20 protein-coding genes are annotated in these 25,581 nt (G+C 71.1%); 2 read left to right on the top strand and 18 right to left on the bottom strand.

The window, feature by feature from the left end; genetic code table 11:
• Window positions 1-22 precede the first annotated feature (22 nt).
• The 5 genes from ABT122_RS08560 to ABT122_RS08540 form a co-directional block, all read right to left on the bottom strand.
• A complete protein-coding gene (locus ABT122_RS08560; RefSeq protein WP_351547379.1) occupies window positions 23-1,030 on the bottom strand; it encodes an ABC transporter permease in 1,008 nt (335 codons plus the stop codon).
• The gene (locus tag ABT122_RS08555) at window positions 1,017-1,958 is read right to left on the bottom strand and encodes an ABC transporter ATP-binding protein (RefSeq protein ID WP_351547376.1); all 942 of its coding nucleotides are present in this window, start codon (window positions 1,956-1,958) and stop codon (window positions 1,017-1,019) included. The genes ABT122_RS08560 and ABT122_RS08555 overlap by 14 nt, the downstream gene beginning before the upstream one ends.
• A 151-nt stretch (window positions 1,959-2,109) precedes the next feature.
• Entirely contained in the window at window positions 2,110-3,438 is a 1,329-nt protein-coding gene (locus ABT122_RS08550; RefSeq protein WP_351547373.1) for a LolA family protein, read from the bottom strand.
• Between the two features lie 493 nt (window positions 3,439-3,931).
• Complete coding sequence (locus ABT122_RS08545; RefSeq protein ID WP_351547370.1) at window positions 3,932-4,927, bottom strand: CHRD domain-containing protein; 996 nt, start codon at window positions 4,925-4,927, stop codon at window positions 3,932-3,934.
• A 339-nt stretch (window positions 4,928-5,266) separates the two neighbouring features.
• Window positions 5,267-6,277, bottom strand: a complete 1,011-nt coding sequence (locus ABT122_RS08540; RefSeq protein ID WP_351547369.1) for a polyprenyl synthetase family protein — start codon at window positions 6,275-6,277, stop codon at window positions 5,267-5,269.
• Between the two features lie 241 nt (window positions 6,278-6,518).
• Here ABT122_RS08540 and ABT122_RS08535 point away from each other — a divergent pair, with 241 nt between their 5' ends.
• Both ABT122_RS08535 and fahA read left to right on the top strand, forming a co-directional pair.
• Window positions 6,519-8,516: a CocE/NonD family hydrolase gene (locus ABT122_RS08535; protein ID WP_351547367.1), complete on the top strand. Its 1,998-nt coding sequence runs from the start codon at window positions 6,519-6,521 to the stop codon at window positions 8,514-8,516.
• Between the two features lie 91 nt (window positions 8,517-8,607).
• On the top strand, window positions 8,608-9,834 hold the full coding sequence (gene fahA / locus ABT122_RS08530; protein ID WP_351547364.1) for a fumarylacetoacetase: 1,227 nt from the start codon (window positions 8,608-8,610) through the stop codon (window positions 9,832-9,834).
• Between the two features lie 69 nt (window positions 9,835-9,903).
• Here the strand turns inward: fahA and nuoN are convergent, their stop codons facing one another.
• The 13 genes from nuoN to ABT122_RS08465 are packed head-to-tail and all read right to left on the bottom strand — an operon-like array spanning window position 9,904 to window position 25,568.
• Window positions 9,904-11,553, bottom strand: coding sequence for an NADH-quinone oxidoreductase subunit NuoN (gene nuoN, locus ABT122_RS08525; RefSeq protein ID WP_351547361.1), 1,650 nt, complete (start codon window positions 11,551-11,553; stop codon window positions 9,904-9,906).
• Window positions 11,550-13,121, bottom strand: coding sequence for an NADH-quinone oxidoreductase subunit M (locus ABT122_RS08520; protein WP_351547358.1), 1,572 nt, complete (start codon window positions 13,119-13,121; stop codon window positions 11,550-11,552). Before ABT122_RS08520 ends, nuoN begins: the two co-directional genes overlap by 4 nt.
• A 5-nt stretch (window positions 13,122-13,126) precedes the next feature.
• Window positions 13,127-15,022, bottom strand: a complete 1,896-nt coding sequence (gene nuoL / locus ABT122_RS08515; RefSeq protein ID WP_351547356.1) for an NADH-quinone oxidoreductase subunit L — start codon at window positions 15,020-15,022, stop codon at window positions 13,127-13,129.
• A gap of 11 nt (window positions 15,023-15,033) precedes the next feature.
• Window positions 15,034-15,333 carry an NADH-quinone oxidoreductase subunit NuoK gene (nuoK, locus tag ABT122_RS08510; RefSeq protein ID WP_351547353.1) on the bottom strand — a complete coding sequence of 100 codons (300 nt, stop codon included), beginning with the start codon at window positions 15,331-15,333 and terminating at the stop codon, window positions 15,034-15,036.
• Window positions 15,330-16,244 carry an NADH-quinone oxidoreductase subunit J gene (locus ABT122_RS08505; protein ID WP_351547350.1) on the bottom strand — a complete coding sequence of 305 codons (915 nt, stop codon included), beginning with the start codon at window positions 16,242-16,244 and terminating at the stop codon, window positions 15,330-15,332. The genes nuoK and ABT122_RS08505 overlap by 4 nt, the downstream gene beginning before the upstream one ends.
• On the bottom strand, window positions 16,241-16,858 hold the full coding sequence (nuoI, locus tag ABT122_RS08500; RefSeq protein WP_351547347.1) for an NADH-quinone oxidoreductase subunit NuoI: 618 nt from the start codon (window positions 16,856-16,858) through the stop codon (window positions 16,241-16,243). The genes ABT122_RS08505 and nuoI overlap by 4 nt, the downstream gene beginning before the upstream one ends.
• Window positions 16,821-18,218: an NADH-quinone oxidoreductase subunit NuoH gene (nuoH, locus tag ABT122_RS08495; protein WP_351547344.1), complete on the bottom strand. Its 1,398-nt coding sequence runs from the start codon at window positions 18,216-18,218 to the stop codon at window positions 16,821-16,823. Before nuoH ends, nuoI begins: the two co-directional genes overlap by 38 nt.
• Window positions 18,215-20,722 carry an NADH-quinone oxidoreductase subunit G gene (locus tag ABT122_RS08490; protein WP_351547341.1) on the bottom strand — a complete coding sequence of 836 codons (2,508 nt, stop codon included), beginning with the start codon at window positions 20,720-20,722 and terminating at the stop codon, window positions 18,215-18,217. Before ABT122_RS08490 ends, nuoH begins: the two co-directional genes overlap by 4 nt.
• Window positions 20,719-22,095, bottom strand: a complete 1,377-nt coding sequence (gene nuoF / locus ABT122_RS08485) for an NADH-quinone oxidoreductase subunit NuoF (RefSeq protein WP_351547338.1) — start codon at window positions 22,093-22,095, stop codon at window positions 20,719-20,721. The genes ABT122_RS08490 and nuoF overlap by 4 nt, the downstream gene beginning before the upstream one ends.
• Window positions 22,095-22,946: an NADH-quinone oxidoreductase subunit NuoE gene (gene nuoE / locus ABT122_RS08480; RefSeq protein ID WP_351547336.1), complete on the bottom strand. Its 852-nt coding sequence runs from the start codon at window positions 22,944-22,946 to the stop codon at window positions 22,095-22,097. Before nuoE ends, nuoF begins: the two co-directional genes overlap by 1 nt.
• Window positions 22,943-24,265: an NADH-quinone oxidoreductase subunit D gene (locus tag ABT122_RS08475; RefSeq protein ID WP_351547334.1), complete on the bottom strand. Its 1,323-nt coding sequence runs from the start codon at window positions 24,263-24,265 to the stop codon at window positions 22,943-22,945. The genes nuoE and ABT122_RS08475 overlap by 4 nt, the downstream gene beginning before the upstream one ends.
• Entirely contained in the window at window positions 24,265-25,017 is a 753-nt protein-coding gene (locus tag ABT122_RS08470; protein ID WP_351547333.1) for an NADH-quinone oxidoreductase subunit C, read from the bottom strand. The genes ABT122_RS08475 and ABT122_RS08470 overlap by 1 nt, the downstream gene beginning before the upstream one ends.
• Window positions 25,014-25,568 carry a NuoB/complex I 20 kDa subunit family protein gene (locus tag ABT122_RS08465; protein ID WP_351547331.1) on the bottom strand — a complete coding sequence of 185 codons (555 nt, stop codon included), beginning with the start codon at window positions 25,566-25,568 and terminating at the stop codon, window positions 25,014-25,016. The genes ABT122_RS08470 and ABT122_RS08465 overlap by 4 nt, the downstream gene beginning before the upstream one ends.
• Between the last annotated feature and the right edge of the window lie 13 nt (window positions 25,569-25,581).

Genomic DNA, 25,581 nt, shown 5'->3' with positions numbered 1-25,581 from the left:
GCTCGGCGGCGCTCGTGCCGCCCTACGAGGTGATGTCCTTCGTGGTGAAGCGCGCCCAGGCCGCCGCCCCGAACACCCCCGCGTACAGGGCCTGGAGTCCGAGGTTCCTCCGCACCTCGTCCCAGTGGAACGGCTCCCGCAGCAGATCCGAGAACGACATCCAGTAGTGCGGGAAGAGATACGGGTGGATCGCGTCCAGCTGGGGGATGGTGCCCAGGATCTGCACGGTGATCAGCAGTCCGACCGTGGTGGCCATGGCCGCGATACCGCTGCCCGTGAGGGTGGAGACAAAGAGCCCGAGCGCCGCGAACCCCGCCAGCGAGGCGGCGACGACGACGGCGACCAGCGCGGCCCGCAGCAGCCCCGATCCGAAGGAGATCGTGGTGCCGGAGATGGTGGTGACATCCCCCAGCGGGAAGAGCAGCGCGCCCACCGCCAGGGCGGAGACCGCGACCACCAGGGTCGCTGTCAGACAGAAGGCGAGGGCGGTGGCGTACTTGGCCAGCAGCAGCCGGGTCCGGCCGGCCGGGGCGACCAGCAGATAGCGGAGCGTACCGGCGTTGGCCTCGCCCGCGATGGAGTCGCCGGCGACGACCCCGACCGCCATCGGGAGGAAGACGGGCAGGGTCACGGCCAGCGCGGCGAAGACCAGGAAGAGCCCGTTGTTGGTGATCTGGGTGATGAAGGCCGGGCCCTCGCCCCCGCCGCCGGACCCGGCCGAGCCGTCCCCGCCGGTCTCGATCCGCACCGCGACACCGATCAGCACGGGGACGGCGGCCAGCACTCCCAGCAGGGCGAGCGTCCGCCAGCGGCGCAGGGTGGTGAGCAGCTCGGAGCGGAAGAGCCCGAACGTCCACGACCAGTGCGCCTCCCGCACCGCCCCGGAACTCCCGGCCACTCCGGCCGCCCCGGAACCGGCCGGCCCGGCCACCCCGGAGCCCCCGGAGCCCCCGGAACCCCCGGAACCGGACGCCTGGGAACCGGCCACCCCCGCCACCCCCGCCATCTCGTCGGTCTCAGCCCGCGACATCGAATCCCTCCCCCGTGAGCGCGACGAACGCGTCCTCCAGCGAGGCCCGCTCGACGCCGAACCCCCGTACCCGTATCCCGTCCTTCACCAGCGCGGCGGTGAGATCGGACAGCTCCGTGTCCACCGCCGGCGGGTCCGCCGTCACCCGGACGCCGTCCTCGACGGCCACTCCGGTGACTCCCCGCTCCCTGAGCAGCCGGGCCGTGTCCTCGGTGTCCGGGGTGAGCACGGTGAGCCGGCCGCGCGCCCCCGCCGCGAGGTCGGCGACGGGGCCCTGGGTGAGCAGCCGGCCCCGGGCCATCACCGCCACATGGGTGCAGACATGCTCGACCTCGTCGAGCAGGTGGGAGGAGAGGAAGACGGTGGTGCCGTCCGCCGCCAGCTCGCGCACCAGGGCGCGGATCTCCCGCATGCCCTGGGGATCGAGCCCGTTGGTGGGCTCGTCCAGGACGAGGAGACTGCGCGGCTGGAGCAGTGCGGCGGCGAGCCCGAGGCGCTGTTTCATTCCCAGGGAGTACGCCCGGGCCTTCTTGCCCGCCGCGGTGGTCAGGCCCACCCGGTCCAGGGCGGCGCCGACCCGGGCGGTCCGGGTGCGCGGATCGGCGGTCGGGTCGGCGGAGTCGAACCGTGTCAGATTCGACCGGCCGCTGAGATGTCCGTACAGCGCGGGTCCCTCGATCAGCGCTCCCACCCTGGGCAGGACGGAACGCTCCGCGCCGGGCACGGCGCCGCCGAGAACCCTGGCGGTGCCGGCGGTCGGTTCGATGAGGCCCATCAGCATGCGGATGGTGGTGGTCTTGCCCGAGCCGTTGGGCCCGAGGAAGCCGAAGACGCTTCCCTCGGGCACGGTGAGGTCGAGCCCGTCGACGGCGAGCTGGCCGCCCCGGTAGCGCTTGGTGAGGCCGCGCGTCTCGATCACCGCTGTCATGTCCGGCTCCCCCGATTCGACGCGTGCCGCTGGCGCACGCGTGCCGTGTTCTGTGGTGGCCCGTGGGGCCGTGCCGACGGACCCGGCCGCCCCACCGTACGAACGTACGGCGGAGCGGCCGGGTTCCGTTCCTCTGGCGTCGCCGCGCGGGCTACTTGTCCGCGTTGGCGGCCTTCACCAGCGCGTCCTGGGTGACGGCACCCGCATAGACCTTGCCGTCGTCCGTCATCAGGGCGTTGACCAGCCGGGTCTTGAAGATCGTCCCGGTGCCGAAGTCGCCGCTGACCTGGTCGCCCAGGGAGTCCAGGAAGTTCTTGGCCTCGGCGGGCACGTCGCCGTCCGCTCCCTTGGCCGCGCCGGACGCCGCGCCGCCCGGGGCGTCGAACACGGCGATGGAGGTCCAGTCCTCGCCGATGACGTTCAGCCCGCCGCCCGGGAGGCCACCCGGGCCGCCCGCGTGCTTCTCCAGCTTGCCGAGGTCCTTCTCCAGATCCTTCCCGAGCTCCTTCTCCAGCTCCTTGAGCCGCTGCTCACCCGGTCCGGCGGGCCCGTCCTTCCCGGCCCTGCCCTCCTGGCCGGCCTCGGTCACCTTCGTCCCCTTCGGCGGGGTGAAGTCGAAGGTGGAGCCGGCGGGCCGGGAGAAGTCGACCTTGGTGAAGCGCACATCGACCGCGGCCTTGCCGCCGCTCGCGGGGTTGACCGAGAACTTCAGCGGCGTTCCCGTGCTCGCGTCCACGGCGATCTTGATCGAGCCGATCGTCGAGCCGCTCTGCTGGGGCCTGACTGCCAGCTGGTAGGCGTCGCGGCCGGCGACCTGCGCGGTGCCGTCGACGGTCACGGAGGTGGAGGAGCCGGCGGCGGCCTTCAGGACCTGGTCCGCCAGCTCCTTGGGCGTGACCGACAGGTCCTTTCCGTCCGCCTTCCCGCGCTCGTGGGCCCGGGCGCCGTCCTTCTTCGCGTGGTACGCCTCGTTGCTGGCGCTGTCGTACGCCCACACCTCGGCGCCGTCGCGGATGATGCTGTACTCGGCGTTGTCCTCCAGGATCGAGAGCTTCTGCCGGTCGGGGCCGTCGACCGCGACACGCAGCGTGTGCGACCCGGTGGCCAGCCGCATCAGCTTCTCCTCGGGGGCGGCGGCGGAGGTCTCGCCGCCCTCCTCCGCACCGCCCTTCGGGGTGAAGTTGTCGCCGAGGCCGCCGAGATCGCCGAGCCCGTCCAGCGGGAGACCGAGATCCGTGGTGATCCTGACGGTGCCGGAGAGCTGTTCGGTGTCCGAGGCGGCGATCTTCTCGACCAGCTCCTGTGCGCTGATCTCCGGCAGGTCCGGGTCACCGGACGCGGCCAGCGCCGGGACGAGCCCGATGGTCGCCGCCGCCACGCCGGCCACGGCGACCGGGACGAAGTAGCGCGCGGCCTTGCGGCGGACCGGTCCCCGGTCCCGGTCCTCTTCGGTGGTCAGTGCGCTGTCGTTCGGTGCCATGGTGTGGCCTACCTCCGTGGTCGGTCAGAAGCGGTGACGCCGTGCGGTGCAGAAGCAGTTGGCCCCCCGGGCTGCTGTTGCCCGGAGGCGCTGATATCAATCTGACCAAATCACCGGGGCGGGGGCGTCAGCCCCCGGGAGCAACTTGGCGTACTGCTCTGGGATGAGGAAACGACACGGCGCCTCCCCCTTCCAGTAGGGGGAGGCGCCGCGCCCGCGCAAGGGTGCCGTGTCGGGTTTCGGCCAGGGCCTCCCGGCCCGCTCCGGGCCTCACCCGGGACTCACCCGGGCCCGCCCTGCCGCGCCCCCGCGCCCGGCTCGGCCCTGCCGCGCCCCCGCCCGGCTCGGCGCCCCCGCCCGGCTCAGCGCTGCCCGGCTCGGCGCTGCCCGGCTCGGCGCTGCCCGCTCCGCCCGCTCCACCGCCTCAGTTCACTTCCGACCGTCCTGGATCACTTCAGATCGCCTCGGATCACTTCCGGCCGCCGCTCCCGGGCTACTTCTGAATGAAGACATAGTCCGCGCCGTAGGAGACCCCCTTGAGGGCGCCCTTGGCGCAGCTTCCCGTGGGCGCCACGCCGCCCACGGTGTTCAGCCGCAGGATCTCCTGGCTCCCGGCGAGCAGCCCCTTCTTCTTGCCGGACTGGGTGGCCTTGAGGTCCAGCTCGGCGATGTTGGCGGTGCCGTTGGCGACCTTGCTGATCAGCTTCCCGGTGACGGCGCTGCGGTCGGGGGCGATCCACTGCGGGGTGCCGGAGCCCGGGGCGGTGAAGGAGTGGGCGATCCTCCCGCCCAGCACCGCGCTGACATCGTGCTGCTGGAACGAGAGCTTGCCGTCCGCGCCCTTCCTGCACTGGTAGATCTGCTTGCCCTTGACCACGGACGCCTGGAAGTTGTCGAGCGCCCTGGCGAACGGGAAGGACCCGGTCACCTTGTGGAACTGGCCCCGCACCGCGCCGCCCGGGAACTGGGCGGTGTGCAGATTGGCGTAGAAGCCGTTCGGGTCGGCCGTGAAGGCCCGGAGGACGGCCTTGTCCGTGATCCTGACCGTGCCGGTGACCGCACCGGTCCAGCCGTCGAGCCGGCTGCTGCCCTTGGCGAGCAGACCGGTGAAGTCGATCTTGACTCCGCCGTTGGTCCCGCGCGCGCCCTGGTGGATGTGGAGCGCGGTCGGCTTGTCGGTGCCACGGAACTTCACGGCGACCGAGACCTTGTCCCCCTGCACCTTCACGAACTGGAGCGCCAGGCCGTCGCGGTCGTTGACGGCGGGGCCGCCCTGCACCGGCACCTCGTTGGCACCGTTCAGGCTGGCCGCGAAGAGCGAGACGGCGGGGGCCTTGGCGCCGGCCTTCGCCGAGACACCGATGGCGCCCGTGGCGCCCGTGCCGCCGCCCGGGCCGCCGGCGGCGAAGGCGGGCAGTACGGCGAGCCCCATACCGACGGCCGCCACAACAGCGGTGGAACCGATAAGGATGGTCTTGGTGTGCTTCATCAGGAAAACTCCCCGTACAGGTGCCAACGCCCTGTGCGTCGGCTTCCGTACGTGAATACGGATGCGGTCCGAGGACCGGCCCAATCCTGGGAAGTGACCTGCGCCACACCACCTGGGCACCACGTGGCCAGAGTTTTCGCAGGTCAGCGGCGCCCGATCGGATACGGGCCGCTGGACACGATTCAGCGCGCGGCTCAGCCCACGCGTCAGCCACAGCTCCGGCGCACGCCCCGGCCCGGCCCCAGCCGCGCCCCGCCAGGGCCCGGCCCCGGCTCAGCCCCGGTCCGGCCCCGGCCCGGCCCCGGTTCGGTCCCGGCTCAGCCCCGGCCCGGTCCCGGCTCAGCCCGCGCGGTGCACCACCGCGTCGCACAGCTCCTCCAGAGCCGCCTTCGCGTAGCACTCGGGCAGCGGGGCGAGCATCGCCCGCGCCTCCTGCGCGTACCGCACGGTGTCCCGGCGGGCCAGCTCCAGCGCCGGGTGCTCGCGCAGCCGGCGCAGCACCTCGGCGAGCCGGTCGTCGTCCGCGAGATCCCCGTCGAGCAGGGCGACCAGCTCCAGGTCCTCCCGGCGGCCGTGGGCCCGGGCCTGCGCCCGCAGATGGAGCACCGGGAGCGTGGGGATGCCCTCGCGCAGATCGGTGCCGGGGGTCTTGCCCGACTCGTGCGAGTCACTGGCGATGTCGAGCACGTCGTCGGCGAGCTGGAAGGCGACGCCGAGCCGCTCCCCGTACTGGGTCAGGATGTCCACGACACCCTCCTCGGCACCGGACATCATCGCGCCGAACCGGCCCGAGACCGCGATCAGCGAGCCCGTCTTGCCGCCGATCACATCGAGGTAGTGGTCCACCGGGTCGCAGCCGTCGCGCGGCCCCGCCGTCTCCAGGATCTGGCCGGTGACCAGCCGCTCGAAGGCCTCGGCCTGGATGCGCACGGCCTCCGGGCCGAGGTCGGCCAGGATGTGGGAGGCGCGGGCGAAGAGGAAGTCACCGGTCAGCACGGCCACGGAGTTGCCCCAGCGGCTGTTGGCGCTGTCCACACCGCGCCGCACCTCCGCCTCGTCCATCACGTCGTCGTGGTAGAGGGTCGCCAGATGGGTCAGCTCCACCACCACGGCCGAGGGCACGATTCCGGGGGAGTACGGATCACCGAACTGGGCGGCGAGCATCACCAGCAGGGGACGGAACCGCTTGCCCCCGGCGCGTACGAGATGCTGCGCGGCCTCCGTGATGAAGGGCACCTCGCTCTTGGTGGCATCGAGCAGGCCCGCCTCCACGGCGGACAGTCCGTTCTGGACATCGGCCTCAAGAGCCTGGTCCCGCACGCTCAGCCCGAACGGCCCGACGACGGTCACGAGGTGGTCTCCTGTCTGCTGATAATCACACGGATTGTCGATGTGTCGGTGGATTCACTCAAGTCAGCGTATCCGGTCGCCTTTCGATCACCATGAGCGCCTTCCCGCCGCCGCCGGTATGTTCGTGATCAGCACATACGACCCGAAGTAGCCCTTTTCGCCAAGATCGGATGTCAGGCCGGAAAACCGGCCGGACGGCGGTCCCGGAGAAGGGGGCGCACCCCGTCATCGAGGCTCAGCCATGCGCCATCGCCTGCGGTTTCCCCATGACATCGGCCAGGAGGACCTCCGTATCCCGGTCCGTGACGGCACCGTGCTGTACGCGCGCGTCTGGCGGCCGACCGGAGAGGAGCCTGTCCCCGCGCTGCTGGAGTATTCGCCGGAAAGGCTGACGGACGCGACCGTCCCTCGCGACCTGCGGCGCCACCCCTGGTACGCCGGTCACGGCTACGCCTCGGTCCGCGTCGACGCCCGGGGCCACGGAAACAGCGGCGGCGTACCGGCGGGCCCGGCCGCCGAGGGCGCGCCCGGCGGGCCGCCGGACCTCCCGGACGCCGTCGATGTCATCGAGTGGCTGGCCGCGCGGCCCTGGTGCACCGGCCGGGTCGGCATGTTCGGGCTCGGCGCCGGCGGCACGCTCGCGCTGCGCGTCGCCGCCCTGGCCCCCGAGCCGCTGCGGGCCGTCGTCACCGTCTGCTCCAGCGACGACCCGTACGACAACGGGGGCTGCGCCCTCGGCGGCGCGCTGCCCGCCGGAGGGCTGCACTCCCGCTCGGCCGCGCTGCTCTCCTCGGTCTGCCGCCCGCCGGACCCCGTCTTCGCCGGACCGTCCTGGCGCGAGCGGTGGCTCACCCGGCTGGAGGCCGTCGAGCCCGCCGCCCACACCTGGCTCGCCCACCAGCTCAGGGACGACTTCTGGGAGCGGCAGACCCCCGCCGCCGGGGCGGTCAGGGCGGCGGTGCTGGCCGTCGGCGGCTGGGGCGACCCGCGCCGGGACACCGTGCTGCGGCTGGTGTCGGGGCTGCCGCCCGACCGGGTGCGCGGAGTGCTCGGCCCCTGGCCGCACGGCTACCCCGACCAGGTGCGGCAGGGAGCCGGGGCCGGCTTCCTGCACGAGACGCTCCGCTGGTGGGACCACCATCTGCGGGGCATCGGCAACGAGGTGATGGCGGAGCCGCTGCTGCGCACCCGCGCCCCCGGGGGCCCCTGGACCGGGGAGGCACACTGGCCGCCGCCGGATGTCACCCCGCTGGTGTACGAGCTCCGGGGCGCGCCCCGCACCGTCGACTCACCGCACTCCACCGGGGCGGACGCGGGCCCCTTCCTCCCTGACCTCCTCCCCGCCGCCGACCAGCGCGCCGACGACGCCCACTCCGCCTGCTTCGAGTTCCCCGTGGCCGATGAGCCGGTCACCGTCCTGGGCCGCCCCCGGCTCGCCCTGCGGCTGCGGCTGGACGTCCCGCACGGGCAGGTGATCGCCCGGCTCTGCGATGTCGCGCCCGACGGCTCGTCGGCGCCGGTCACCCTGGGCGCCCTCGGTCTCTCGGCCCGGCACGGCCCGGAGCGCGTCCACGCCTGGCCGCCGGGGACGACGGAGGAGGTGTCGCTGGAGCTGCTCGCCGCCGATCACACCTTCCGGCCCGGCCACCGCATCCGGCTCGCGGTCTCGTCCGCGTACTGGCCCTGGATCTGGCCGCAGACGGGCTCGGCCGGGTTCGTCCTGGACCCGGAGGGCTCCCGGCTCGAACTCCCCGTGCACGAGCACCCCGCCGGGCGGAGGACCCTCCCGGACCCCTTCCGGGTCGTCGGCCAGGACCCCGGTGCCGCGCGGGAGCAGGAGGGGCCCTGGCCGGTCGGGGTCAGCTCCGCGCCACGGCTGGACGGGGAGCGGCCCGAGCGGCTGCTGATCCGCGATCTCACGGCGGGCACCTGGCGGCTGGAGACCCTGCCGTGCCCCGCCGGCACCCGGACGCACCCGGGCGGTCTGGAGATCACCGAGGACGCGCTGGAGGTCCGTACCGTCCAGGAGCGCGACCCCCACTCCGCGCGGGCGCTCACCACCTGGAGCACCCGGCTGCACCGGCCGGAGCTGTCCTGGGACATCACCGTCGAGACCCGTTCGGAGCTGTCCTGCGACGCGTCGGACTTCCTGCTGCGGGACGAGGCGGTCTGCCGGGACGGCCGGGAGACCGTCTTCCACCGGACCTGGGAGCGGAGAATCCCCCGGCTGGCCGGATGACCGTGGCCCCCGCCGGATGATCGTGGTCTGCCGGGCGGGGGCGTCGCCCACGTACCGTGTCCTCACAACGTGGAAAGCGAGGCAGGCACCGATGTCCGAGCAGAGCCCGCTCGATCTGGCCGAGGGTGATCCCTTCGGTCCGCACAACCTCCCCTACGGCGTCTTCACCACGGCCGGCGAGCCCGAGCGCCCCCGGGTCGGCGTCCGGATCGGCAACCATGTGCTGGACGCCGGCGCGGCGGCGCGCGCCCTCGGCTCCCCCTACGCGGCGCTGCTGGACCGCCCGGCGCTGGACCCGCTGCTGGCGGCCGGGCGCACCGCCTGGCGCGATGTCCGGCGGGCCCTGACCGCCTGGGTGACGGTGCCCGCGCACCGCGCCGTCACAGAGCCGCTGCTGCACCCGCTGGACTCGGTCGCCCTGCACCTCCCGTACGCGGTCGGCGACTACGTCGACTTCTACGCCAGCGAGCACCACGCCACCAATGTGGGCCGGATCTTCCGCCCGGACGGGGACGCCCTCACCCCGAACTGGAAGCATCTGCCGATCGGTTACCACGGCCGCTCCGGCACGGTCGTGGTCTCCGGCACGGACGTCGTGCGCCCCCGGGGCCAGCGCAGGTCGCCCGCCGACCCCGCCCCGGTCTTCGGCCCCTCCGTCAAGCTCGACATCGAGGCGGAGGTCGGCTTCGTCGTCGGCACCCCCTCCACCCGGGGCCTGCCGGTCGGGCTCGCGGAGTTCCGGGAGCACGTCTTCGGCCTCTCGCTCCTCAACGACTGGTCGGCACGGGACATCCAGGCCTGGGAGTACGTCCCGCTCGGGCCGTTCCTCGGCAAGTCCTTCGCCACCTCCGTCTCCGCGTGGGTGACCCCGCTGGAGGCCCTGGAGGCGGCCAGGACCGATCCGCCCGCGCGCGACGTGGTGCTGCTGCCCTATCTCGACGACACCGCCGAGGAGGAGAAGGGCGGCTTCGACCTGCGGATCACGGTGGCGGTCAACGGCCATGTGATCGCGGAGCCGCCGTTCGCCACGATGTACTGGACCGCCGCCCAGCAACTGGCGCAGATGACCGTGAACGGCGCCTCGCTGCGCACGGGTGATCTGTACGGCTCCGGCACGGTCAGCGGCCCCGAGGTCCACCAGCGCGGCTCGCTCCTCGAACTCACCTGGAACGGCCGTGACCCGCTGAGGCTCCCGGAGGGCGAGCGCACCTTCCTGGAGGATGGCGACGTGGTGACGATAACGGCCTGGGCACCGGGCCCGGACGGGGTACGCGTCGGCCTGGGCGAGGTCACCGGCCGGATCACCCCCTCCCCCTGACCCCCGGTCCGGTACGCGGACGGGCCCGGCTCCCCCGAGGAGCCGGGCCCGTCGTGCGCGCGGGCCGCGCTACCGGACGAACACCCCGGCCTGGCCCGCCAGATCCAGGAAGTACTGCGGGGCGACACCCAGGACCAGGGTCACCGCGACCCCGACCGCGATCGCGGTCTTGGTCATCACCGAGGGCACGGCGACCGTGGGGCCGTCGGGCTTCGGCTCGCTGAAGAACATCAGCACGATGACCCGGATGTAGAAGAAGGCGGCGATGGCGGAGGAGATCACACCGACCACCACCAGCGCCCCGGCACCGCCCTCGGCCGCCGCCTTGAAGACCGCGAACTTCCCCGAGAAACCGGAGGTCAGCGGAATCCCGGCGAAGGCCAGCAGAAAGACCGCGAACACGGCGGCCACCAGTGGCGAGCGCCTGCCGAGCCCGGCCCACTTCGACAGATGGGTCGCCTCGCCTCCGGCGTCCCGCACCAGGGTCACCACGGCGAACGCCCCGATGGTGACGAAGGAGTAGGCGCCGAGGTAGAAGAGGACCGAGGAGACGCCCTCCGGGGTCACCGCGATGACACCCGCGAGGATGAACCCGGCGTGGGCGATGGACGAGTAGGCGAGCAGCCGCTTGATGTCCGTCTGGGTGATCGCCACGATCGCGCCGGCCAGCATGGTGACGATCGCGACCGCCCACATCACCGGCCGCCAGTCCCAGCGCAGCCCCGGCAGCACGACGTACAGCAGCCGCAGCAGCGCGCCGAAGGCGGCCACCTTGGTCGCCGCGGCCATGAAGCCGGTCACCGGGGTCGGCGCGCCCTGATAGACGTCCGGGGTCCACATGTGGAACGGGACGGCACCGACCTTGAAGAGCAGCCCCATCAGGATGAGCGCGGCGCCGATCAGCAGCAGCGCGTCATTGCCCATGGTTTCGGCGAGCACCGGGTCGATGGTCTGGACGCTGCCGTCGACCACATCGGCGATCCGGGCGTAGGAGAGCGAGCCCGCGTACCCGTAGAGCAGGGCGACGCCGAAGAGCAGGAACGCCGAGGAGAAGGCGCCGAGCAGGAAGTACTTCACCGCCGCTTCCTGGGAGAGCAGCCGCTTGCGGCGGGCCAGCGCGCAGAGCAGATACAGCGGGAGGGAGAAGACCTCCAGCGCGATGAAGAGCGTCAGCAGATCGTTCGCCGCCGGGAAGACCAGCATGCCCGCGATGGCGAAGAGGGCCAGCGGATAGACCTCGGTGGTGGTGAATCCGGCCCTGACCGCAGCCTTCTCGCTGTCGCTTCCGGGGACCGAGGCGGCCTGGGCGGCGAAGGAGTCGATCCGGTTCCCATGGGTCTCCGGGTCGAGCCTGCGCTCGGCGAAGGTGAGGACGGCGACCACCGAGGCCAGCAGGATCGTGCCCTGGAGGAAGAGGGTCGGTCCGTCGATCGCGATGGCGCCCATGGCCGCGATGTTCATCTTGGAGGTGCCGTAACCGGCCTGGGCGAGCGCGATGATGGAGGCGAACGCGGCGGCCAGCGCGACCAACGTCAGGGTCACCTGCGCCTGGTACCGCGCCCTGCGCGGCAGGAACGCCTCCAGCAGCAGGCCCAGGACCGCCGCGCCGACCACGATCAGGATCGGTGCGAGCTGTCCGTACTCGATATCGGGGGCCGGGATCTTGTCGGTCGATCCGGCGGCCGTCGTCCACAGGCTGTGGACAGCCGTAGCGCTCACTTCGCCGCCTCCGCCTCGGGCCGGGGGTCCTTCTTCTGTACGTCGGACATCGTGTGCTCCACGGCCGGGTTGACGACCTCCGTCAGCGGCTTCGGGAAGACACCGAGGAGGATCAGCAGTGCGATCAGCGGCGCGACCACGGCCAGCTCACGGGCCTTGAGATCGGGCATCGACCTGACCTCGGCCTTCACCGGGCCGGTCATCGTCCGCTGGTAGAGGACGAGGGTGTAGAGCGCGGCCAGCACAATGCCGGAGGTCGCGATGATCCCGGCGACCGGATAGCGGGCGAACGTGCCGACCAGGACCAGGAACTCGCTGACGAACGGCGCGAGCCCCGGCAGTGACAGGGTCGCGAGACTGCCGATCAGGAAGGTGCCGGCGAGGACCGGGGCGACCTTCTGCACCCCGCCGTAGTCCGCGATGAGCCGCGAGCCGCGCCGGGTGATCAGGAAGCCGGCCACCAGCATCAGCGCGGCGGTGGAGATCCCGTGGTTGACCATGTAGAGCGTGGCGCCCGACTGGCCCTGGGAGGTCATCGCGAAGATGCCGAGGACGATGAAGCCGAAGTGCGAGATGGAGGCATAGGCGATCAGCCGCTTGATGTCGCGCTGTCCGACCGCGAGCAGCGCCCCGTAGACGATGCTGATCAGTGCCAGCACCAGGATCACGGGGGTGGCCCACTTCGACGCCTCGGGGAAGAGCTGGAGGCAGAAGCGGAGCATCGCGAAGGTGCCGACCTTGTCGACCACGGCCGTGATCAGCACGGCGACCGGAGCGGTCGCCTCCCCCATCGCGTTGGGCAGCCAGGTGTGCAGCGGCCACAGCGGCGCCTTGATCGCGAAGGCGAGGAAGAAGCCCAGGAAGAGCAGCCGCTCGGTGTTGGTCGCCATGTTCAGCTCGCCCGAGGCGCGGGCCTCGGCGATCTCGGCGAGCGAGAAGCTGCCCGCGACCACATAGAGGCCGATGACGGCCGCCAGCATGATCAGTCCGCCGGCCAGGTTGTAGAGCAGGAACTTGACCGCCGCGTACGACCGCTGGGCCGCCGCGTTCTGGTCGGTGCCCGCGTGGGCCCGGTCGCCGAAGCCGCCGATGAGGAAGTACATCGGGATCAGCATGGCTTCGAAGAGGATGTAGAAGAGGAAGACATCGGTGGCCTCGAAGGAGAGGATCACCATCGCCTCGACCATCAGGATCAGGGCGAAGAAGCCCTGGGTCGGCCGCCATCTGCTGCTGCCGGTCTCCTGGGGCTCGGCGTCGTTCCAGCCGGCCAGGATGACGAACGGGATCAGCAGCGCGGTCAGCGCGATCAGCGCCACCCCGATGCCGTCCACGCCCAGTTCGTACCGGACGCCGAAGTCGGCGATCCAGGCGTGGGACTCGGTGAGCTGGTAGCGGTCGCCGCCGGGTTCGAACCGGATGAAGACGATCGCGGCCAGCACCAGGGTGACCAGCGAGAAGCCCAGCGCGAGGACCTTGGCCGCCGAGCGCCGCGCGGCGGGCACGGCGGCGGTGACGATCGCGCCGACCGCCGGGACGACCGCCGTCGCCGTAAGGAGCGGGAAGGACATTGCAGTTACACCGCCCTCATCAGCAGGGTCACGGCGATCAGCACCGCCGTACCTCCGAACATCGAGACGGCGTACGAGCGGACGTAGCCGTTCTGCAGTTTGCGCATCCGGCCGGAGAGCCCGCCGATGGAGGCGGCGGTGCCGTTGACCACGCCGTCGACCAGGGTGTGGTCGACATAGACCAGGGAGCGGGTGAGGTGCTCCCCGCCCCGGACCAGGACCACATGGTTGAAGTCGTCCTGGAGGAGGTCGCGGCGCGCGGCCCGGGTGAGCAGGGAGCCCCTCGGCGCGGTGACCGGCACCGGCCGGCGCCCGTACATCGCCCAGGCGACGGCGACCCCGATCAGCAGCACCACGACGGTGGCCGTGGTGACCGTCGCCGCGCTGACGGGCGGATGGCCGTGGTCGTAGCCGGTGACGGGCTTCAGCCAGTTCAGGAAGCGGTCGCCGATGCCGAAGAAACCGCCGGCGAAGACCGAGCCGAAGGCCAGCACGATCATCGGGATGGTCATCGACCGGGGCGACTCGTGCGGATGCGGCTCATGGCCCTCGGCGTCGGGCTGCCAGCGCTTCTCGCCGAAGAAGGTCATCAGCATCACCCGGGTCATGTAGAACGCGGTGATCGCCGCGCCCAGCAGGGTGACACCGCCGAGAATCCAGCCCTCGGTGCCGCCCTTCGCGAAGGCGGACTCGATGATCATGTCCTTGGAGAAGAAGCCGGAGAGCCCGGGGAAACCGATGATGGCGAGATAGCCGAGACCGAAGGTGACGAAGGTGACCGGCATGTGCTTGCGCAGACCGCCGTACTTCCTCATGTCGACCTCGTCGTTCATGCCGTGCATCACCGAACCGGCGCCCAGGAACAGCCCGGCCTTGAAGAAGCCGTGGGTCACCAGGTGCATGATCGCGAAGACATAGCCGATGGGGCCGAGGCCGGCCGCCAGGATCATGTAGCCGATCTGCGACATCGTCGAGCCGGCCAGCGCCTTCTTGATGTCGTCCTTGGCGCAACCGACGATCGCACCGAAGAGCAGCGTCACCGCGCCGACGACCACGACCACCGTCTGCGCGTCCGGGGCGGCGTTGAAAATCGCGCCGGAGCGGACGATCAGATAGACACCGGCGGTGACCATGGTGGCCGCGTGGATCAGGGCCGAGACCGGGGTCGGGCCCTCCATCGCGTCCCCCAGCCAGGACTGGAGGGGCACCTGCGCGGACTTGCCGCAGGCCGCGAGGAGCAGCATCAGACCGATCGCCGTGAGGGTGCCCTCGCCGGCGCCGTCGACGGACCCGAGGACCGGGCCGAAGGCGAAGGTGCCGAAGGTGGTGAACATCAGCATGATCGCGATGGAGAGGCCGATGTCACCGACCCGGTTGACCAGGAAGGCCTTCTTCGCCGCCGTCGCCGCGCTGGGCTTGTGCTGCCAGAACCCGATGAGCAGGTAGGAGGCGAGCCCCACACCCTCCCAGCCGAAGTACAGCAGCAGATAGTTGTCCGCGAGGACGAGCAGCAGCATCGCCGCGAGGAAGAGGTTCAGATAGCCGAAGAAGCGGCGGCGCCGCTCGTCGTGCTCCATGTAGCCGATGGAGTAGATGTGGATCAGGGTGCCCACACCGGTGATCAGCAGCACGAAGGTCATCGACAGCTGGTCGAGCTGGAAGGCGACATCCGCCTGGAAGCCCTCGACCGGAATCCAGCTGAACAGCCGCTGGTGCAGGGCGCGGTCGTCCGCGCTCCGGCCCAGCATGTCCGCGAACAGCACCGCGCCGATGAGGAAGGACGCGGCGGCGAACGCCGTGCCGAGCCAGTGTCCGGTGCGGTCGAGCCGCCGCCCCCCGCACAGCAGCACCACCGCTCCGAGCAGGGGCGCGGCGATGAGCAGCGCAATCAGGTTCTCCACGATTCAGCCCCTCACAGCTTCATCAGGCTGGCGTCGTCGACCGAGGCCGAGTGGCGGGAACGGAACAGGGCCACGATGATCGCGAGCCCCACCACGACCTCGGCGGCGGCGACGACCATGGTGAAGAACGCGACGATCTGGCCGTCGAGGTTTCCGTGCATCCGGGAGAAGGCGACGAGCGCGAGGTTGCAGGCGTTGAGCATCAGCTCGATGCACATGAACACGACGATCGCGTTCCGCCGGATCAGGACTCCGGAGGCGCCGATGGTGAACAGCAGCGCCGCCAGGTAGAGGTAGTTGACCGGACTCACCGCGAGGCCTCCTCTTCGTCCCGGTCGCGTCCGAGGCCGCCGTCGGTGTCGTCATCGGTGCCGGCGGGGCCGTCGGGGCCCTCGCCGATCGGTCCCGAGCGGCCCAGCCGCTCCTCCGAGCGCTGCTCCAGGGCCTTGATGTCGTTCAGCGCCTGGGCGGAGACATCGCGGATCTGGCCGCGCTCCCGCAGGGTGCCGATGACGGTCAGCTCGGAGGGGGTGCCGTCGGGGAGCAGTCCGGCGATGTCCACGGCGTTGTGCCGGGCGTAGACGCCGGGGGCGGGGAGCGGCGGCAGCTGCTTGCCCGCGCGCACCCGCTCCTCGGCCAGCTCGCGCTGGGTCTTCGCGCGCTCGGTGCGCTCCCGGTGGGTGAGCACCATCGCGCCGACGGCCGCCGTGATCAGCAGCGCGCCGGTGATCTCGAACGCGAAGACGTACTTGGTGAAGATCAGGGCGGCGAGCCCCTCGACATTGCCGCCGTGGGCGCTGTTGGCGGCGCCCAGACCGGTGAAGGTGGAGAGGGAGGCCTGGCCGATGCCGGCGACCAGCAGCACGCCGAAGCCGAGCCCGCAGGCCACCGCGAGCCAGCGCTGCCCCTTGAGCGTCTCCTTGAGGGAGTCGGCGGCGGTGACACCGACGAGCATCACCACGAAGAGGAAGAGCATCATGACCGCGCCGGTGTAGACGACGATCTGGACGATGCCCAGGAAGTAGGCGCCGTTGGCGAGGTAGAAGACCGCCAGGATGATCATCGTGCCCGCGAGGCAGAGGGCGCTGTGGACGGCCCGCCGCATCAGGATCGTACAGAGAGCGCCGATCACCGCGACGGTGCCGAGGACCCAGAACTGGACGGCCTCACCGGTCGATGTGGTGGTGGCCGCCAGGGCGCCGAGACCGCTCAGCCCGCTCATGCGCCCACCTCCTCGTCCTTCTCCTCCTTGGAGACGGCGGTCTGCTGGACGGTGCCGGGGGCGGCCTCGGTCACCAGGCCCCGGTAGTAGTCCTGTTCGTCCATGCCGGGGTAGATGGCGTGCGGCGAGTCGACCATGTTGTCGTCGAGACCGGCGAGGAGCTGTTCCTTGGTGTAGATGAGGTTCTCGCGGGAGCTGTCGGCCAGCTCGAACTCATTGGTCATCGTGAGCGCCCGGGTGGGGCACGCCTCGATGCAGAGGCCGCAGAGGATGCAGCGCGCGTAGTTGATCTGATAGACGCGGCCGTACCGCTCGCCCGGGGAGTACCTCTCCTCCTCGGTGTTGTCCGCGCCCTCCACATAGATGGCGTCCGCGGGACAGGCCCAGGCGCACAGCTCGCACCCCACGCACTTCTCCAGGCCGTCGGGATGACGGTTGAGCTGGTGCCGGCCGTGGAAGCGCGGCGCTGTGACCTTCTGCTGCTCCGGGTACTGCTCGGTCAGCCGCTTCTTGAACATGGCCTTGAAGGTCACGCCGAAGCCGGCGACCGGGTTCTGGAATGTGCTGTCCGATTCCTCAGACACCGTCAGCCTCCTTTCCGTCACGAGGACCATCACTCACAGTGTCGGGTCCACCACTGACAATCAGCTCGCGCTCACGGCGCGGACGCCTGCGCGGCACGGGCGGCAGGGTCTGCCCGGGCAGCGGCGGTACGGGGAATCCGCCGGCCATCGGGTCGAAGGCGGCGGGTGGTTCCGCCTCCGCCCCCTCCCCCGCGTCGGGGGACCGCTTCCCGCGGAACATGTCGGCGATGAAGGACAGCAGCAGCACGGTGATGACCGCGCCGGCGACATAGAGCAGGATCGTCTGGAAGTCGTAGTTCTCGTTCCGCAGCGCCCGCACGGTCGCGACCAGCATCAGCCAGACCACCGAGACCGGGATGAGGACCTTCCAGCCGAGCTTCATCAGCTGGTCGTAGCGGACGCGCGGGAGCGTGCCGCGGAGCCAGATGAAGAAGAACAGCAGCAGCTGGACCTTGATGACGAACCAGAGCATCGGCCACCAGCCGTGGTTCGCGCCCTCCCAGAAGGTGGAGATCGGGTAGGGGGCGCGCCAGCCGCCGAGGAAGAGGGTGACCGAGACGGCGGAGACGGTGACCATGTTGACGTACTCGGCCAGCATGAACATCGCGAACTTGATCGAGCTGTACTCGGTGTTGAAGCCGCCGACCAGGTCGCCCTCGGACTCCGGCATGTCGAACGGCGCCCGGTTGGTCTCGCCGACCATGGTGACGATGTAGATGATGAAGGAGACCGGCAGCAGGATGATGTACCAGCGGTCGGCCTGGGCCTCCACGATCGCCGAGGTCGACATCGACCCGGAGTAGAGGAAGACGGAGGCGAAGGCGGCGCCCATCGCGATCTCGTAGGAGATCATCTGCGCGCAGGAGCGGAGCCCGCCGAGCAGCGGGTAGGTCGATCCCGAGGACCAGCCCGCCAGCACGATCCCGTAGATGCCGACCGACGCGACCGCGAGGACGTAGAGCATCGCGATCGGGAGGTCGGTGAGCTGCATCGTGGTGCGCTGGCCGAAGATCGAGACCTCGTTGCCGGCCGGTCCGAAGGGGATCACCGCGATCGCCATGAAGGCCGGGATCGCGGCGATGATCGGCGCGAGGATGTAGACGACCTTGTCGGCGCGCTTGACGATCACATCCTCCTTGAGCATCAGCTTGATGCCGTCCGCGAGGGACTGGAGGAGGCCCCAGGGGCCGTGCCGGTTGGGGCCGATGCGCAGCTGCATCCAGGCGACGACCTTGCGCTCCCACACGATGGAGAAGAGCACGGTCAGCATGAGGAAGGCGAAGCAGAACACGGCCTTGATCAGGACGAGCCACCAGGGGTCGCGCCCGAACATCGAGAGGTCCTCGGCCGCGAGGAGCTGGACCTCGGTGAGCTGGGCCGCGGCGATCATGCGCGCACCTCCGGCGCTTGGGCGGCGGACGGCGCGTCGGCCGGGCCGATGCGGACCAGCTGCCCGGGGCGGGCCCCGGTGTCCGCGGTGACGCCGCCGCCCCGCGAGTTCAGCGGGAGCCAGACGACCCGGTCGGGCATCTCGGTGATCTGGAGCGGCAGCCGCACCGCGCCGGCGGGGCCGGTGACGGTCAGTTCGCCGCCGTCCTCGACTCCGGTCTCGGCGGCCGTGGCGGGCGAGAGCCGGGCGACGGCCGCGTGGCGGGTGCCCGCCAGGGCCGTGTCGCCCCGCTGGAGCAGCCCCTGGTCGAGCAGGAGCCGGTGCCCGGCGAGCACCGCCTCGCCCTCGCCGGCGCGGGGCAGCGGACGGCCGGACTCCATGGGCTCCCCGGCCCGGGGGCCGGTCCAGGTGCCGAGGCGGTCCAGCTCCCTGCGCACGGAGAGCAGATCGGGCAGCCCGAAGGGGATGTCCATCTCGTCCGCGAGCATGTGCAGGACACGGGAGTCGGCCGGTGCGAGCCGGCGGGTCATCTGCTCGGGTTTGAGCGCGGCCTCGAACATCCTCGCCCTGCCCTCCCAGTTGAGGAAGGTGCCGGGCTTCTCGGCGACGGCGGCGACCGGGAAGACGACATCCGCCCGGTCGGTGACCTCGCTGGGCCGCAGCTCCAGGGAGACCAGGAATCCGACCGCGTCCAGCGCCTCGCGGGCGCGTGCCGGGTCCGGCAGATCGGCGACCTCGACACCCGCGACGAGCAGGGCGCCCAGCTCACCGGTGGCCGCGGCCTCCACGATCTGCGCGGTGTCCCGGCCGTAGCGCTGCGGGAGTTCCCGTACGCGCCACACCTCGGCGGTCTCCTCGCGCGCCCTCGGGTCGGTGGCGGGGCGGGCGCCGGGCAGCAGCGAGGGGAGCGCGCCCGCCTCGACGGCGCCGCGCTCACCGGCCCGGCGCGGAATCCACACCAGGCGGGCGCCGGTCGCGGTCGCGGTCCGCACGACGGCGGTGAGCCCGCCGGGCACGGCCGCGAGCCGTTCACCGACGATGATCACCGAGCCGTCGGCGCGGAGCGCCTCGGCGGCGGCCGATCCGTCGCCGTCGAGTCCGACGGTGCCGCTGAGCGCGTCCAGCCACTCCGTCTCGGTGCCGGGCGCGGCCGGCAGCAGCGTGCCGCCCGCCTTGGCCAGGCCCCGGGTGGCGTGGGTGGCCAGGGCGAAGGTCCGCTGTCCGTGCTTGCGGTGGGCCTTGCGGAGGCGGAGGAAGACCCCGGGGGCCTCCTCCTCGGCCTCGATGCCGACGAGGAGCACGGCGGGCGCCTGCTCCAGTTCGCGGTGGGTGACCCCGCCGCCGGAGAGGTCCCGGCCCGTCCCCGCGACCCGGGCGGCCAGGAAGTCGGCCTCCTCGGGGGAGTGGGCGCGGGCCCGGAAGTCGATGTCGTTGGTGCCGAGGGCGACCCGGGCGAACTTGGCGTACGCGTAGGAGTCCTCGACGGTGAGCCGGCCGCCCGCGAGGACTCCGGCCCGGCCGCGCGCCGCGCCGAGCCCGGCCGCGGCGGCGGCCAGCGCCTCGGGCCAGCTCGCCGGCTCCAGCACCCCGTCCGCCGTGCGGACCAGGGGGGTGGTGAGCCGGTCCCGCTGCTGGGCGTAGCGGAACCCGAAGCGCCCCTTGTCGCAGATCCACTCCTCGTTGACCTCGGGGTCGTCGGCGGCGAGCCGCCGCATGACCTTCCCGCGCCGGTGGTCGGTGCGGGTCGCGCAGCCGCCGGCGCAGTGCTCGCAGACACTGGGCGTGGAGACCAGGTCGAAGGGGCGGGAGCGGAAGCGGTACGCGGCCGAGGTGAGCGCGCCGACCGGGCAGATCTGGATGGTGTTGCCGGAGAAGTACGACTGGAAGGGGTCGCCCTCGCCGGTACCGACCTGCTGGAGGGCGCCCCGTTCCAGGAGCTCGATCATCGGGTCGCCGGCGACCTGGTTGGAGAACCGGGTGCAGCGGGCGCACAGGACGCACCGCTCGCGGTCGAGCAGCACCTGGGTGGAGATCGGCACCGGCTTCTCGAAGGTCCGCTTCCTCCCCTCGAAGCGGGAGTCCGCGCCGCCGTGCGACATGGCCTGGTTCTGGAGCGGGCACTCGCCGCCCTTGTCGCAGACGGGGCAGTCGAGCGGATGGTTGATCAGCAGCAGCTCCATCACGCCCTTCTGCGCCTTCTCGGCGACGGGCGAGGAGAGCTGCGACTTGACGACCATGCCGTCGGTGCAGGTGATGGTGCAGGAGGCCATCGGCTTGCGCTGGCCCTCCACCTCCACGATGCACTGCCGGCAGGCGCCGGCCGGGTCGAGGAGGGGGTGGTCGCAGAACCGGGGGATCTCGATGCCGAGGAGTTCGGCGGCGCGGATGACGAGGGTCCCCTTGGGGACGCTGATCTCGGCGCCGTCGATGGTCAGGGTGACGAGGTCCTCGGGCGGGACCGCTGCCTCCCCGCCCCCGGAAGGAGCGCTCGTGGTCACGGTCATGCGTTGACCTCCGTGCGGTGATCGGCCCAAGCGGTGGACTTGGCCGGGTCGAAGGGGCAGCCGGCGCCGGTGATGTGCTGCTCGTACTCCTCGCGGAAGTACTTCAGCGAGGAGAAGATCGGTGCCGCGGCACCGTCGCCGAGGGCGCAGAACGACTTGCCGTTGATGTTGTCGGCGATGTCGTTGAGCTTGTCGAGGTCGGACATGACGCCGTGGCCGGCCTCGATGTCGCGGAGCAGCTGGACCAGCCAGTAGGTGCCCTCGCGGCAGGGGGTGCACTTGCCGCAGGACTCATGGGCGTAGAACTCGGTCCAGCGGGTGACGGCCCGGACCACGCAGGTCGTCTCGTCGAAGCACTGGAGGGCCTTGGTGCCGAGCATGGAGCCGGCCGCTCCGACGCCCTCGTAGTCGAGCGGGACGTCGAGGTGCTCGTCGGTGAACATCGGGGTCGACGAGCCGCCGGGGGTCCAGAACTTGAGCCGGTGGCCGGGGCGCATCCCGCCGCCCATGTCGAGGAGCTGGCGCAGGGTGATGCCGAGCGGGGCCTCGTACTGGCCGGGGCCCGCGACATGGCCGCTGAGGGAGTAGAGCGTGAAGCCGGGGGACTTCTCGCTGCCCATGGACTTGAACCAGTCCTTGCCCCGGTTGAGGATCGCGGGAACCGACGCGATGGACTCGACGTTGTTCACCACAGTGGGGCACGCGTACAGACCGGCGACCGCGGGGAAGGGGGGTCGCAGCCGGGGCTGGCCGCGCCGTCCTTCGAGCGAGTCCAGCAGCGCGGTCTCCTCACCGCAGATGTACGCGCCGGCGCCCGCGTGCACCGTGATGTCGAGGTCGAGTCCGCTGCCGAGGGCGTCCTTGCCGAGGTAGCCCGCCTCGTACGCCTCCCGCACGGCTTCGTGGAGGCGCCGCAGCACGGGGACGACCTCACCGCGCAGATAGATGAAGGCATGGCTGGAGCGGATCGCGTAACAGGCGATGATCATCCCCTCGATGAGGGAATGCGGGTTGGCGAAGAGGAGCGGGATGTCCTTGCAGGTCCCGGGCTCCGACTCGTCGGCGTTGACAACAAGATAGTGAGGCTTGCCGTCTCCCTGCGGGATGAACTGCCACTTCATCCCGGTGGGGAAGCCCGCGCCGCCGCGTCCGCGCAGACCCGAGTCCTTGACATAGGCGATCAGGTCGTCCGGGGACATGGCGAGTGCCTTGCGCAGCCCCTGGTAGCCCTCGTGCCGCTGGTAGGTCTTCAGCGTCCAGGACTCCGCCTCGTCCCAGAAGGCCGACAGGACGGGTGCGAGGAGCTTCTCGGGGCTGGTCTCGCCGCCGGCCCCGGAACCGGCGGTGCCTCCGTATTCGGTGGACACGGCCATCACTCCCCCTCCTCGGTGACCGGCCCCGACGGGTGCCGTGGGTCGGAGTCCGCTGTCTGCTGCGGTGCGTCATGGGAACTGAGGTGCCCGGAGCCGGGCTGCGGGGCGTCCTCGGGTGCCTCGGACCGGGGGGAGACCACCCGGGCGGGGACGGTCTCGCCCTTGGCCAGACGGAGCCCGATCAGGGAGGCGGGTCCGGCGCCGCCGGTCGCGGCGACCGCTCCGGGGCGCTCGTCCGGGAAGCCGGCGAGAATCCGCGCGGTCTCCTTGTAGGTGCACAGGGGCGCGCCCCGGGTCGGCTCCACCGGCCGTCCGGCGCGCAGGTCGTCGACGAGCCTGCGGGCCGAGCCGGGGGTCTGGTTGTCGAAGAACTCCCAGTTCACCATCACCACGGGGGCGAAGTCGCAGGCCGCGTTGCACTCGATGTGCTCCAGCGTGACCTTGCCGTCCTCGGTGGTCTCGTTGTTGCCGACCCCGAGATGCTCCTGGAGCTCCTCGAAGATGGCGTCACCGCCCATGACCGCGCAGAGCGTGTTGGTGCAGACCCCGACCTGGTAGTCACCGGACGGCTTGCGCCGGTACATGGAGTAGAAGGTGGCGACCGCGGTGACCTCGGCGGTGGTCAGTTCGAGCTGCTCGGCGCAGAACTGCATGCCGGTACGGGAGACATGCCCCTCCTCCGACTGGACCAGGTGCAGCATCGGCAGCAGCGCCGACCGGGAGTCCGGGTAGCGGGAGACGATCTCCTTGGCGTCGCGCTCCAGCCGCTCGCGCGCCTCGGCCGGGAAGTCGGGGGCGGGCAGCCGGGGCATCCCCAGCTGCACTTCCTGGTTGGACGACTGGGCCGTCATCGGTCGACGCCTCCCATCACGGGGTCGATGGACGCGACGGCGACGATGACGTCGGCCACCTGGCCGCCCTCGCACATCGCCGCCATGGCCTGGAGATTGGTGAAGGACGGGTCCCGGAAGTGGACCCGGAAGGGGCGGGTGCCGCCGTCGGAGACGATGTGCGCGCCGAGTTCGCCCTTGGGCGACTCGACCGCCGCGTACACCTGTCCGACGGGGACCCGGAAGCCCTCGGTGACCAGCTTGAAGTGGTGGATCAGGGCCTCCATGGAGGTGCCCATGATCTTCTTGATGTGGTCCAGGGAGTTGCCGAGTCCGTCCGGTCCGAGCGCGAGCTGCGCGGGCCAGGCGATCTTCTTGTCGGCGACCATGACCGGCCCGGGCTCCAGGCGGTCGACGCACTGCTCGATGATGCGCAGCGACTGGCGCATCTCCTCCAGGCGGATGAGGAAGCGGCCGTAGGAGTCACAGGTGTCGGCGGTCGGGATGTCGAAGTCGTAGGTCTCGTACCCGCAGTACGGATCGGTCTTGCGCAGGTCGTGGGCGAGCCCGGCCGAGCGCAGTACGGGTCCGGTGGCGCCGAGGGCCATGCAGCCGGTGAGGTCGAGATGGCCGACGTCCTGCATCCGGGCCTTGAAGATGGGGTTGCCGGTGGCGAGCTTGTCGTACTCCGGCAGGTTCTTCTTCATCGTCCGCACGAACTCGTGGAGCAGGTCCACGGTCCCGGGGGGCAGGTCCTGGGCGAGGCCGCCCGGGCGGATGAAGGCGTGGTTCATCCGCAGACCGGTGATCAGCTCGAAGAGGTCGAGGACGAGTTCACGGTCCCGGAAGCCGTAGATCATGATCGTGGTGGCGCCCAGTTCCATCCCGCCGGTGGCGATGCACACCAGATGGGAGGAGATCCGGTTCAGCTCCATCAGCAGCACCCGGATCACGGTCGCCCGGTCGGGGATCTGGTCCTCGATGCCGAGCAGCCGTTCGACGCCGAGGCAGTACGCGGCCTCGTTGTAGAAGGGCGTCAGATAATCCATGCGCGTGACGAAGGTGGTGCCCTGCGTCCAGTTCCGGTATTCGAGGTTCTTCTCGATGCCGGTGTGGAGATAGCCGATGCCGCAGCGGGCCTCGGTGACGGTCTCGCCGTCGATCTCCAGGATCAGCCGGAGCACCCCGTGGGTGGAGGGGTGCTGGGGACCCATGTTGACGACGATGCGCTCGTCGTCGGCCTTGGCCGCGCTCTGGACCACCTCGTCCCAGTCGCCACCGGTGACGGTGTAGACGGGGCCCTCGGTGGTCTCCCGGGCGGTTGCGTGGGATGTGGACATCAGCTGTACGACCTCCGCTGGTCCGGAGCCGGAATCTGGGCGCCCTTGTACTCGACGGCGATTCCGCCGAGCGGATAGTCCTTGCGCTGCGGGAAGCCCTGCCAGTCGTCGGGCATCATGATCCGGGTGAGGGCGGGGTGGCCGTCGAAGACGAGCCCGAAGAAGTCGTAGGTCTCGCGCTCGTGCCAGTCGTTGGTCGGGTAGACCGCGACCAGCGACGGGATGTGCGGGTCACTGTCCGGGGCGGAGACCTCGACGCGGATCAGCCGGCCGTGGGTGAGCGAGCGCAGATGGTAGACGGCGTGCAGCTCGCGGCCCTTGTCCTCGGGGTAGTGGACCCCGCTCACCCCGGTGCAGAGCTCGAAGCGCAGGGCGGGGTCGTCGCGCAGGGTGCGGGCGACCCGGAGCAGATGGTCGCGCTCGATGTGGAAGGTCAGCTCGCCCCGGTCGACCACGGTCTTCTCGATGGCGTTCTCGGGGACGAGGCCCTGCTCCTCCAGGGCGCCCTCCAGCTCGTCGGCGACCTCGTCGAAGTACCCGCCGTAGGGGCGGTTCGCCGGGCCCGGCAGCCGCACCGAGCGGACGAGGCCGCCGTAGCCGGAGGTGTCGCCGCCGTTGTTGGCGCCGAACATCCCGCGCTGGACGCGGATCTCCTCGCCGTGGTCGCCGCGCTGCCCGGGAAGGTTCTGCTCGCTGAGCTCCTTCTCGGGGTTCGGCCGGTCGTCCGGCCGGCCCTTGGCCGTCTCGCTCACCGGAGCAGCCCCTTCATCTCGATCGTCGGAAGGGCCTTGAGCGCCGCTTCCTCCGCCTCCCGGGCCGCTTCCGCCGCGTTGACGCCGAGCTTGGAGGACTGGATCTTCTGGTGGAGCTTGAGGATCGCGTCCATCAGCATCTCGGGGCGCGGCGGACAGCCGGGCAGATAGATGTCGACGGGGACGATGTGATCAACGCCCTGCACAATCGCGTAGTTGTTGAACATGCCGCCCGACGAGGCGCAGACGCCCATGGAGATGACCCACTTGGGGCTGGGCATCTGGTCGTAGACCTGGCGGAGCACGGGGGCCATCTTCTGGCTCACCCGGCCCGCCACGATCATCAGATCGGCCTGGCGCGGTGAGCCGCGGAAGACCTCCATCCCGAACCGGGCCAGGTCGTAGCGGCCGGCGCCGGTCGTCATCATCTCGATGGCGCAGCACGCCAGCCCGAACGTGGCCGGGAAGACGGATGACTTGCGCACCCAGCCCGCGGCCTGCTCGACCGTGGTGAGCAGAAATCCGCTCGGCAGCTTCTCTTCGAGTCCCATTGGTGCCTCTCAG

It is taken from the genome of Streptomyces sp. NPDC001985 (assembly GCF_040296845.1).
GTDB lineage: Bacteria > Actinomycetota > Actinomycetes > Streptomycetales > Streptomycetaceae > Streptomyces.
Note: the sequence above shows the minus strand (reverse complement) of the source record. Positions and strands in the feature narration are given on the sequence as shown.